The organism is Acidipila sp. EB88, from assembly GCF_003858395.1.
Taxonomy (GTDB): domain Bacteria; phylum Acidobacteriota; class Terriglobia; order Terriglobales; family Acidobacteriaceae; genus EB88.
The window spans coordinates 2,507,966-2,519,499 of the sequence record NZ_QWEV01000005.1 but is presented as its reverse complement, the minus strand read 5'-3'; the positions used below and the strand labels follow the sequence as shown (position 1 = coordinate 2,519,499).

The 11,534-nt window shown below is 64.9% G+C and carries 8 protein-coding genes; 6 read left to right on the top strand and 2 right to left on the bottom strand.

The window, feature by feature from the left end; genetic code table 11:
* Positions 1 to 113 precede the first annotated feature (113 nt).
* Positions 114 to 1,226, top strand: a complete 1,113-nt coding sequence (gene ald, locus D1Y84_RS11010; protein ID WP_124848562.1) for an alanine dehydrogenase — start codon at positions 114 to 116, stop codon at positions 1,224 to 1,226.
* 121 nt (positions 1,227 to 1,347) lie between these two features.
* On the opposite strand, the gene D1Y84_RS11005 is transcribed toward ald, so the two are convergent.
* Positions 1,348 to 2,148 (bottom strand): hypothetical protein, encoded by an 801-nt coding sequence (locus D1Y84_RS11005; RefSeq protein ID WP_124848560.1) that lies wholly within the window; start codon positions 2,146 to 2,148, stop codon positions 1,348 to 1,350.
* Between the two features lie 168 nt (positions 2,149 to 2,316).
* On the opposite strand from D1Y84_RS11005, the gene D1Y84_RS11000 reads away from it, so the two are divergent.
* Together D1Y84_RS11000 and D1Y84_RS10995 are read left to right on the top strand one after the other, a co-directional pair.
* Complete coding sequence (locus D1Y84_RS11000) at positions 2,317 to 4,809, top strand: ATP-binding protein (RefSeq protein WP_233581349.1); 2,493 nt, start codon at positions 2,317 to 2,319, stop codon at positions 4,807 to 4,809.
* Positions 4,806 to 6,173, top strand: coding sequence for a sigma-54 dependent transcriptional regulator (locus D1Y84_RS10995; protein ID WP_124848559.1), 1,368 nt, complete (start codon positions 4,806 to 4,808; stop codon positions 6,171 to 6,173). The genes D1Y84_RS11000 and D1Y84_RS10995 overlap by 4 nt, the downstream gene beginning before the upstream one ends.
* A gap of 500 nt (positions 6,174 to 6,673) precedes the next feature.
* Here D1Y84_RS10995 and D1Y84_RS10990 read toward each other — a convergent pair whose 3' ends face one another.
* Positions 6,674 to 8,059 (bottom strand): glycoside hydrolase family 27 protein, encoded by a 1,386-nt coding sequence (locus tag D1Y84_RS10990; RefSeq protein WP_124848557.1) that lies wholly within the window; start codon positions 8,057 to 8,059, stop codon positions 6,674 to 6,676.
* 139 nt (positions 8,060 to 8,198) lie between these two features.
* Here D1Y84_RS10990 and ispD point away from each other — a divergent pair, with 139 nt between their 5' ends.
* The 3 genes from ispD (at position 8,199) to D1Y84_RS10975 (ending at position 11,534) form a co-directional block, all read left to right on the top strand.
* Positions 8,199 to 8,939, top strand: coding sequence for a 2-C-methyl-D-erythritol 4-phosphate cytidylyltransferase (ispD, locus tag D1Y84_RS10985; protein WP_124850076.1), 741 nt, complete (start codon positions 8,199 to 8,201; stop codon positions 8,937 to 8,939).
* Positions 8,936 to 9,556: a 2-C-methyl-D-erythritol 2,4-cyclodiphosphate synthase gene (ispF, locus tag D1Y84_RS10980; RefSeq protein ID WP_124848555.1), complete on the top strand. Its 621-nt coding sequence runs from the start codon at positions 8,936 to 8,938 to the stop codon at positions 9,554 to 9,556. Before ispD ends, ispF begins: the two co-directional genes overlap by 4 nt.
* Positions 9,557 to 9,680: 124 nt before the next feature.
* Positions 9,681 to 11,534, top strand: a complete 1,854-nt coding sequence (locus tag D1Y84_RS10975) for a M14 family metallopeptidase (protein ID WP_124848553.1) — start codon at positions 9,681 to 9,683, stop codon at positions 11,532 to 11,534.

The window sequence follows — 11,534 nt, the reverse complement described above, 5'->3', positions numbered from 1 at the left end:
GCGCTGCAGTTGAGCCACGATAGTCACCTCGAGACCCGGCGGGCGCGCTCCGGTCCGTTCGCAGGAACGAGGCAGAGCGGCACGCTATGATTTTCAGAGAGGACCTCTGACTGATGATTATCGGCGTACCCAAAGAAGTGAAAGACCATGAAACACGCGTTGCGCTCACCCCGGCCGGCGCAAAGGAACTGAAAGCCGCAGGCCACTCGGTGCTGATCGAGCAGCATGCCGGCGAGCTTTCCGCCTTCTCGGATGATGATTACCAGGCAGCAGGCGCCGAGATCGTCGGCGAGGCCGGCCACGTCTGGGCGCACGCCGACATGGTGGTCAAGGTCAAGGAGCCGGTCGAGAAGGAGTACGTGCACTTCCGCCCTGGTCTTACGCTGTTCACCTATCTGCACCTCGCCCCGCTGCCGGCACTGACCGAGAAGCTGATGGAGCGCCAGGTCACCGGCATCGCCTACGAGACCATCACGGACTCACTCGGCACGCTGCCGCTGCTGACACCGATGTCCGAGGTCGCAGGACGCCTGAGCGTGCAGGTCGGCGCTGCTTATCTTGAAAAGAGCAACGGTGGACGCGGCCTGCTGCTGGGCGGCATCCCCGGCGTACCGCCGGCGGACGTGTGCATTATCGGCGGCGGCATCGTCGGCACCAACGCTGCCAAGATTGCGCTGGGCATGGGCGCCAAGGTCACGATCGTGGATCGCAACCTGCACCGCCTGCGCGAGCTCGACGACATCTTCGGCGGCCGCGTGTTTACGCTGGCCTCGAACCTGCACAACGTGACCGAAGCCGTGCGCGCCGCGGACCTCGTGATCGGCGGCGTGCTGATTCCGGGCGCGGCTGCTCCCAAGATTGTGACGGCCGAGATGGTGCGCGGCATGAAGCGGGGCGCGGTGATGGTCGACGTTGCCATCGATCAGGGCGGCTGCTTTGAAACGGCACGGCCCACCACGCACAGCGATCCCTCCTACGAGGTGGACGGCGTGGTGCACTACTGCGTCACCAACATGCCGGCTTCGGTACCGAACACCTCGACGCTGGGCCTGACCAACGCGACCTTCCCCTACGTACAGCGCCTGGCGCAGGGCGTGAAGGCAGCACTGCTGGCCGACAGTGGGCTGGCCGAAGGCGTCAACACGCACGAGGGTGTGCTGTGTTGCGAGCCGGTGGCCGTGTCGCAGGGCAAGCAGTGGAAGCCGATTCACTCGCTGCTGCAGTAGCGGTTCGCTCACGCGGGGTGAGCACGCAAAGAGGGGAGTGCCCTGGGCACTCCCCTCTTTGCGTGCGTTGTTATGGATCAACAGTGTGCGTTGAATCCCGGGCTCCCGGACCCACGCAGGTTCAGCGAGACACAGTGATCGAGCGACGCAGGCTGAACGAAACGCGCGACTCCGCGGGAATGTCGAGGTCCTTGTTGCCGGTAAAGGCAGCGCCGGCCGTGCCGCCGCCCGCGCCCACCAGTCCGCCGATCAGGGCGCCCTTGCCGCCGCCGGCGAGGCCACCGATGAGTGCGCCGACACCGGTACCACCACCTGCCATCACGGCCGTCCGCTTGCCCTTGCCCTTGACCGACTGCACGTAAGCGCTGGTCGAGACGGGGTAGCTGCGACCGCCGATCCGAAGGCTATCCAGGCGAATCGCAAGCGTGCCCGCACCCTTGAAGCGGCCGGGTGACTTCGAGTCGATCACGGTGCCGCTCGCCTCGGAACCGCTGCGCACCAGCGTTGCGCCACGCACCGTGATCGGCAGCGCCACGGTTGCGGAGAAGCTCTGGCCCGGCTGCGCGGTCTTGGTGTCGATGGTTTCATGCGTCGTCACCACGATCCGCGTGCCGGCCGGGATGGTATAGGAGACGGGCTGCGGCGGTGCGCTGGCAACCGGAGCAGCCGGCCCGGAGGCGGCACTTCCTGTTTCCGGGGGCGGTGCGGGCGGCATGGCCTGCGTCGTCGCTGCGGAGTTTCCGGGATTGATCGCCTGCTGCGCCGGCGCATTGGGGGCCACTTGGGCGGGTTGGCCCTGCTGCGGATACTGTTGCGGGTTGGACTGAGTCGCCTGCTGCGGAGCCTGTTTACTGCATCCGGCCAGCAACAGGGCTGCGAAGGCGAGGGGAACGGTTGCGTGAGCGAAGCGAGAGTTTTTCATGGCACCGTTGTGATGCGGCACCGGCAGGTCAAGTTTCCCTAAGACGCAGCAAAATGAGCGAGATATAACGAGCGCCCACACGGATCTCATCGCGGATCATGCGTAGTCACCACGCCGGGCCGCTGCTACTCTGGATACGCAAAGCACACCCGGGAGGCGTGCGTCGCGATGACGCCAGAGACGCAGAGGCAAGCGCGATCCAAACGACAGCTCAGCCTTTCGCTGCTGGGTGGCGCGCTGCTTGTTTTACTGCTGGCGATGAGTGGCTTCAATGCGTTCAACCTGGTGCCCCCGTCGCACGGCAGCCCGCTGGCACTGTTCCTGTTCACCGGCATCACGGTGGTGTTGTTTCTGTTGCTGCTGCTGCTGATTGTTCTGCTGGCGCGCAACATCCTCAAGATGTATGGCGATGGCCGGTCCAGGGTGCTGGGCTCACGACTGCGCTCGCGCATGCTGCTCGGCGCCCTGCTGCTCTCGTTCGCACCCATCGTCTTCATGGCGCTTTTTTCGTTCCTGCTGATGAACCGCTCGCTGGACCGGTGGTTTTCGCAACCGGTTTCGCACCTGCGAGACCAGTCGCTGCAGCTCGCACTGCAGCTTGCCCATTACGTGAGCGGCAACGCGCGCGCCGAGGCGGAATCGATTGCACGCGCCCCGGGCTTTCTCAAGGGATATGACACGGCAGACCGCGATGAACTCGCAACCGAGATGCGCAGGCATCGCATCACGCTCGAGGGCGGCTTTGTGCTGGTGTACCGGGATGGTGTGGCCGTGGCGAGCTACCAGGTGCCGACCGCCGTGGCCCATGCCGCGCTGCATACCTGGCCCGACGTTGCATTGAGCAGTGCGGACAATGCCACGGGCAGCAGCCCCACCCCCACGGTAGGCCGGGCACTGCCTGCGCGGCGTGCTCTGCAGAGCGCGCACCCGGGCAGCGCAGAACCGGCAGCAGCCAAGTTCGACCTCTCGACACTTTCGCCCGCGCAGCAGGCGTTCAGCAGCATGGCGCTGCGCGGCGCGGAAAGCCCTGACGGTCCGATCCTGTCGCTGGAGGAGGCGGACGCCTTTGCGCTGGGTGCAGCCTCGTTCGACGATGGCGGCGTGATTGTCGTGGCGCTCCCGCTGCCTACCGGCCTGGGCGCGACCGTGGACAATATCGCGGCCGGAGCACAGGAGTACTGGGCGGTGTACCGGCAGCGGCGCGCGGTACGCAGCACTTTTCTGCTGCTGCTTACGCTGGTGACCACGCTCACCTTTTTCGCGTCGAGCTGGCTTGCGCTGTTCCTGTCCAAGCAGATCACGCGGCCGGTTGAAGCGCTGGCCGATGCCATGGATGCGATCGCGGATGGCGACTACCGACAGCGCATCGACTCGCGCGCGACCGAGGAGTTGAGCGAGCTGATCGCCTCGTTCAACCAGATGGCGACCGATCTTGAAGAAAGCAGGATGATCGCCGATAGCTCGGCGGCCCGCATCGAGGAGGCGAATCGCAACCTCAAGGCGCGCCAGCACGAACTGGAGCTGATCCTCGAAACCATCCCCAGCGGCGTGGTGGTGCTGGACGGTGAGCGGTCGGTGCTGCAGGTGAACCGCGCCTTCCTGGACCTGCTGACCGCGTCCCTGCCAGCGGGCGCCACGCTGCTGGCACGCGAGCCGGACCAGCCTGTGCCGGCCGGCATCCGGCTCGAAGACCTGCTGCCGGCCGCCATCCTGGACGAGGTGCTGCGGCTGGAGCGGCGCGCGCAGCGCATGGGCGTCGCAGGTGTGGAGCTGGAGCTACCCGCCAGCAGCGCTGCCGCGCATGGAGGCCCGAGCAACCTGAAAGCGGGCGAAGCGCTCAGCCTGTCCGTCACTATTGCGGTGCTCAATCTCGGGCGCGACCAGACAGGCCAGCAACGCCGCGGCTCCATCGTGGTGGTCGATGATGTTTCCGACGTCCTGCAGGCGCAGCGGCAGGTGGCGTGGAAAGAAGTAGCGCAGCGGGTAGCGCACGAGATCAAGAACCCGCTGACGCCCATCGCACTCTCGGCAGAACGGATCCAGCGACACATTGACAGGAAGCAGCCGGAGTCGTGGACGATCATTCGCAAGTGCAGCGAGGTGATCCTGTCGTCGGTGGAGAGTATGCGGCTGCTGGTCGACCAGTTCGGCTCGCTGGCCGAGTTTCCCGTGGCGCAGCCCTGCGCGGCCTCATTGAACGAGATTGCCGAAAATGCGCTGCTGCTGTTCCATGGGCGGCTGGACGGAATCGAGATCCAGACGAAGTTCGCGCCCGCGCTGCCGCTAGTGATGGCAGACGCGGAAGCGCTGAAGCGCGCACTCGCCAACCTGATCGACAACGCCGCCGAGGCGATGAACGGAAGCTTCCATCGCATGCTGCGCATCGAGACCTCGCTGAGCGAGCGCACGGGCATGGCGGAGCTGATCGTCGCCGATACAGGCCCGGGCCTGAGCCGCGAGGTGCGCGAGCGGCTGTTTCTTCCCTACTTCTCCACCAAGCAGCGTGGCACCGGGCTGGGACTCTCCATCGCCGCCAAGATTGTGCAGGACCACCACGGCAACATACGCGCGGAGCAGCGCGGCTCTGCCGGTGCCTGTTTTGTGATTGAACTGCCGCTGGCGCGCGTGGCCGAACCGGAAGCAGAGAACATACCCGCATGACCCACATCCTCATCGCCGACGACGAGACCACGATCCGAACCTCGCTGTCTGAAATTCTCGAGGAAGAGGGCTACGCGGTCGCCTCCACGGGCACGGTGGCCGAAGCGATGGTGCTGCTGCGCGACGCACACTACGACGTGCTGCTGCTGGACGTATGGATGCCCGACCGCGACGGGCTCGATGCCCTGGACGAGATCAGCACCTTTCCCTCGGAAGGCAAGCCCGAGGTGATCATGATCTCGGGGCACGGCACGATCGAAACCGCGGTGCGCGCGACCAAGCTTGGCGCCTTCGACTTCCTGGAAAAGCCGCTCTCGATTGAACGCACGCTGATCACGATCAAGAACGCGGTGGACAAGCGCCAGCTGCGCGCGGACAACCGCGAACTCAAGCAGCAACTCGCCGGGGGCACATCGGTGAGCGGCAACAGCATCTCGGCGAAGGCGTTGCGCCAGCAGATCCGCCTGATGGCGCCAACCAATGGACGCGTGCTGATCTATGGCGAGTCGGGCGTGGGTAAGGAGCTGATCGCGCGCGCCATGCACGCCGAAAGCCTGCGCTCGGAGCGAATCTTCCTGGAGCTGAAATGCGCCGCGATTCCCGAGGACTTTATCGAGAGTGAGCTGTTCGGGCACCGCAATGGTGCAGTGGCCGGCGCGCCGCCGGAGAAGCGCGGCACGTTTGAACGCGCCGACGGCGGCACCCTGCTGCTTGACGAAGTGGGCGACATGAGCCTGAAAACACAGGCCAAGGTGCTGCGCGCGCTCGATGAGCAGAGCTTTACGCCGCTGGGCGGCCGCGAGCCGCTGCATGTGGATGTGCGCGTGATCGCGACCACCAATAAGAACCTCGAAGAAGAGATTGCGCACGGCAACTTTCGCGAGGACCTGTTCTATCGGCTGAACGTGATCCCGTTCTTCGTGCCGCCGCTGCGCGAGCGACGCGAGGACATTCCACCCCTGGTGAGCGGCTTTCTGCAGGAGCTGGGGCGCGAGTACGGAAGGCCCCACGTGGAAATCGCCGGGGACGCGCTGGAAGTAATGAAGGGCTACAACTGGCCCGGGAACGTGCGCGAGTTGAAGAACATCGTGGAGCGCATGCTGATCCTGAACCCGCAGGCGCAGCGGATCGAGCGCAAGCACCTGCCGGCGCTGATGCTGCGCACCCCGGCGCGGCCGGCCGGCGCCACCGAGGAGTTTGCCTCGCTGCAGCAGGCGCGCGAAGCCTACGAGCGCGACTTTATCCTGAAGAAGATCGACGAGTGCCTGGGCAACATGAGCCGGGCAGCGGAAGCCCTGGGACTGGAGCGCAGCCACCTGTATCGCAAGATGCGCGCGCTGGGCATTCCTGTGCGCGAGGTCTAGGTTCCCTCCACAGTCCGACCCTGTGCCGCCGAGCGATAGGATTCTCCAGGCTACGCCTTATGGCGGGGGGCCTTCTGCTCTGTCGGTGCTGCAGATTGTCCACGGTGCCGTCGCCTTGTACTCGGCAGCTGGCGACGCAGCACGTGAGTCTCCAAACGTGGAGAGGGCCCGCTTTCCAGCGGGCCCATGGAGGCGGACGGTATGTGGGGGAGCCAGTGCGGATTGGGTGACAGGCCACGAGTTATAGCTCGAGACCATTGTTTGATGGTGAAGCTATGGAAGAGTGCTGACGTCGCCTCCGTCGTTGGGCCTAGTATAAGCACTTCCGCCACGCACAGTCACCAGTTCCGGCGAGATGTGGCCTAAAACCGTCGTAACTGATGTATTTGGCTGATAGTAAGTAAAATTTAAGTGACTCCGGTAACCCCGACTGGCAAGCGCGGGCCCATTTCTGGGCGCCGGACAGCCGACGGACGTGGTCTGCACTGCGCCACCTGCAATCACTCGATCCGGAAGAACGCGGAACCGTGCGCGGGCAGGCTGCCCTGGATCTGAGTAGCGCGGCCGACATCCTGGGACATCCACAGGTCGCGCACCCGATGCTCTCCACCCCCATAGCTGAGCTGCTTCCACGTGTACTGGAAGGTGGCCGGGGTGTTGCCGAGGTTGAAGACAGCGTAGTAGCGGCCTTTTTTGGCTTCCGCTGACTTCGGCGCGTCGGCAGACCATACGACCAGGTTGCCGTCTACCAGCAACTCCTTGTTGTTGCTGGAATGCTGATCGGCCTCGATCATGTCGCGGTTGGTGAGCAGGTTTTCCGTGAAGGAGTCGAGCTGCAGCAGGTTGGCGCCCAGGATCATGGGGGAGCGCGCAATCGACCACAGCGTCAGGAGCGTGCGCGTTTCGTCGTAACTCAGGCGGGAATTACGTGGGAGGCCCCAGCCGGGGCGGGGCCCGAGGTAACCGATGGGTAGCATGTCCGCGTCGGGCCACCGGCCCGGCTGCTGGTACTGCATCCAGTTGGCAAGGTTGGTGAACTGGCGACGCACGGTCTGCGGAAAGCCGCCTTCGGGGATCGCCGGATCGCTCCAGATATCCCACACGTCGTCGGAGATGCGCCACATCTGCGCGTACTTCTGCGCATCGGCCGCGTTGGCCAGGGGGGTAGGACCAGGGGAAAGGCTCAGCACGATGGGGCGGCCGGTCTTGGCGATGGCTGCGCTGATCATGTGAATCTCGTGCGCGTCGTAGGGCTTGGCGATGCAGTCGACCTTGAGGAAGTCGATGCCCCAGCCAGCGTACAGGGCGAGCAGCGAGTCGTAGTAGGCCTGGCCGGCGGCGCTCTCCTTGATGCCGTAGTTGTCGGGGTTCCAGCGGCAGGTGTCAGTGGTGTCGGCCGCATCGGCAGCATGCGTAGTGCTGTCGGCGATCGGCAGGTTGCGGGTCACGGCGTCCTTGGGGATGCCGCGGATGATGTGGATGCCGAACTGCAACCCGAGCGAGTGCGCATAGGAGGCGAGGGCGGAGAGGCCATCCGGAAAGCGGGAGTCGGCGGGAATATAGCGACCGTTCGCATCCATGGTGTAGCCCTGGTCGAGCTTGCCGCCCGCGTTCTCAGGGTGCTGCAGGTACCAGCCTTCGTCGACCACGACGTACGTCCAGCCCGCGGGCTGCAGGTGGTCGTGGAACCAGTCGACGTTGCGCTTCCACTCATCCGCGTTGATGGTGAGCCCGTACGAGTCCCAACTGTTCCAGCCAAGCGGGGGCGTGGCAGCCAGTGTTGCCGCAGGCTTCGGCGCAGCCAGTGCACCGAGTGTGCTGCCGAGCAGGCAGGCGGCAATGCCAGGAATGATGGGCCATGGGAGCTTCGATCGACTGCGTCGCATGTAGGTAGGGACTCTCCGACTCGGGATGATGGCTGGGCAAGCCCAGTGTATCGCCGCTGCTTTCTCCCCTACGCGGACTGACCCGCTCCAACATGCGGCCGGACCAACCTTTGCAGGTGCACGATATACTTGGTCGTTGATGAGAGCCGTGTACGCAATTATTCCCGCAGCGGGATTAGGAACTCGGATGCAGGGAGCGGCGGGCGCTGCTCCCAAGCAGTTCCTGCTGCTCGGCGGCAACCCCATTCTGATCCAGACACTGCTTGCCTTTGCCGCAACCCCGGCGCTTCACTCGATATGGATCGCCGTGCGCGCGGGCGAGCGGGAACGCCTCACGGCGATGCTCGCGAGTTACGCGGCGTTGCTGCCCGCAGAGCTGCCGATCCACATCGTCGAAGGCGGCGACTCGCGCCAGGAGAGTGTGGCGCGGGCGCTTGCCGCGATTCCATGCGAGCCGGACGATGTCGTGCTGGTGCATGACGCGGTGCGTCCGCTGGTGGAACCCGGCGCAATCGTGCGGACCATCGCAGCCATTGAGAAGTACGGTGCTGCGATCGTGGCGCTGCCGGCAACCGACACCATCAAGCAGGTGGAGCGCACGGCTGATGGCGCGCTGATCACGGCGACGATTCCACGCGAGAATATTGTGCAGGCGCAGACACCCCAGGGCGCGCGTGCGGCCCTGCTCCGGCGAGCGATGCTGGAAGCAGAGGCTGACGGGTTCATGGGCACCGACGAGGCAAGCCTGCTGGAACGCGCGGGCATCGCAGTTGCGGTGGTGCCGGGCGCTGCAAGCAACCTCAAGATCACACAGGCAGGCGACCTGCCATTGGCCGAGTGGTACCTGGCCGAGCGCAAGCGCAAGGGAGAGAATCGATGAGCATGCGTATAGGCCAGGGCTATGATTCACATTCGTTCAAGGCGGGTGTGCCGCTGCGGATCGGCGGCCTCGCCATCGATCATCCGGAAGGCCTTGCCGGCCACTCGGATGGCGATGTGCTGCTGCATGCCGTCACCGATGCGCTGCTCGGCGCGGTTGCGGCGGGTGACATCGGCACGTTCTTTCCGCCCAGCGATCCGCGCTGGAAGGATGCCGAGTCCTCGATCTTTCTGAACCTTGCGCTGGAGGAGATTCAGCACGCGGGCTACCAGATCATGAACGTGGATGTGACGCTGGTGCTGTCGCAGCCCAAGATCTCGCCGATTGCGGGCGAGATGCGTGAACGCCTCGCGATCCTGCTCGACATTCTGCCGAACGTGGTCTCGATCAAGGCCAAGACGCCGGAAGGCCTGGGCCTCGACCACGTTGCGCAGGCGCACGCGGTGGTGCTGTTGGAGCGGGTGGAAGATCCGTCGGCGTTGAAGAGCATGACAGCAGTGATCGAGTCGCAGCGCCAGCTTGAAGACGTGGTCAAGGACCTAGTGAACGAGGTGCATCGCGGCGACCAGAAACGGCGCACAGTGGTGCCGGTGTTCGACACGGAAGACATCACCTAGCTGCCGCTACAGGACCTCCGCAAGCGCCTGCCCACGGCAGGCGTTTTGCTTTGCCCGCCACGGCGTGAAAGCGCAGCGAAGAAAGTCCTCCTGCCGCGCGGAACGCGCGCGATACACTCGCGCCATGTTTCGAATCACGCCCCGCTTGTTCCTGCAACCGACACTTGCTGTTGCCGCTCTCTGCTCCCTGCCCGTTGCCGCGACCGCGCAGACTGCGTCTGACTGGGCAACGCCCGCCGAGGCCGCCGAATACCGCACCACGCCCGACTACGACGCCACCATGGCGTACCTGCATCGCGTGCAGAGCGCAGCACCTGGACAGGTGCTGGTGCAGCCGTTCGGCGAAACAGCGGAAGGCCGCGAGCTCGACATCGTGGTGGCCTCGCGGGATGGCGTGTTCGACCCGGCCAGGCTGCACGAGCAGAAGCGGCCCATCGTGCTCGTACAGAACGCCATCCACGCAGGCGAAATGGACGGCAAGGACGCTTCGATGGCGCTGCTGCGGGACATGGTCATCACCAAGACGCAGGCCCATCTGCTGGACCGCGCGGTGTTCGTGTTCATCCCGGTCTACAACGCGGATGGGTTTGCCAACCTGTCGAAGTACAACCGCATTAACCAGAACGGGCCCGAGCTGATGGGGTGGCGCGGCAACGGCACCAACCTCAACCTGAATCGCGATTACATGAAGGCGCAGACGCCGGAAGCGCGCGCGTTCTGGCGTTTGTTCGAACGGTGGCTGCCCGACTTCTACGTCGACAACCACGTGACGGACGGCGCGGACTACCAGTACGACGTGACCTTCGCAATCGACCACGGACCCGACGTGGACCCGGGCATCGCGCAGTATGTGAGCGGCACGGTGACGCCGGAGCTGGTGGACAGCGTGGATCGCGTGAAGGGCCACCTGGCTGCGCCGAGCTACCTGGAACTGGTGGACGAGAATGATCCGGGCAAGGGGCTGGCTTACTTCCCGGACCCGCCACGGTACTCGTGCGGCGCCATGGTTCTTGAGAACCGGCCGGGCATGCTGGTGGAGATGCACATGCTCAAGGACTACAAGACGCGGGTGACCGGCAACTATGAAGTGATGGCTGCGCTGTTCCGGATCGTGAACCGGGACGCCGACAAGTTGATCGCGCTGAATGCCGCGGCCGATGCCGCCGCGGCGCAGGTCGGGACGAAGCAGGTGCAGATGCCGCTTGCCCTGGCATGGGACGGCTTTACGACCACGCCGTTTCTGTTCAAGGGGTACAAGTACACGCTGGCCAAGAGCGAAATCTCCGGCGGCCCGATGGTGACGTACTCGCATGACCCGGCTACCTTCCAGGTCACAGCCCAGAGCGCACCCAAGGCGATCGTATCGACCACGGCGCCGGCGGGGTATGTGATTCCCCGGCAGTGGCGCGAGGTGATCGATGTGCTCGCGGCGCACGGTGTGACGATGACGCGCCTCAGCAGCGCATGGACCGGCACGGTGGAGCAGTACCAGTGCGGCGGGATGCAATGGCAGCAGCCGCCGTTTGAAGGCAAACACCCGTTGTTCCCCGGAGAAGCCGGGCCACCGCTGGCCGGGCATTTCGGCACCTGCACGAGCTCCAATGAAACCGTCACCTACCCCGCCGGCTCCGTGGTGGTGCCGCTCAACCAGCGACTCAGCAAGGTAGCGATCGGCTGGCTCGAGCCAACGGCTCCTGACTCCGCGATGGCGTGGGGGTTCTTTGACGCGATCTTTGAACAGAAGGAGTATGGCGAACCGTACGTGCTCGAGCCGCTCGCGCGCAGGATGCTGGCAAATGATCCGCTCTTGAAGGCGGAGTTCGAGAGCAAGCTGCAGCTGGACCCCAAGTTCGCCGCAAGCCCGGAGGCGCGGTTGAAGTTCTTCTACGAACACTCGCCGTGGTTCAAAGCCAACCATGTGGGGCTGTACCCGGTGGGTCGCCTGCAGAGCCTGTCTGGCGTGCCGGTGCAACCATAG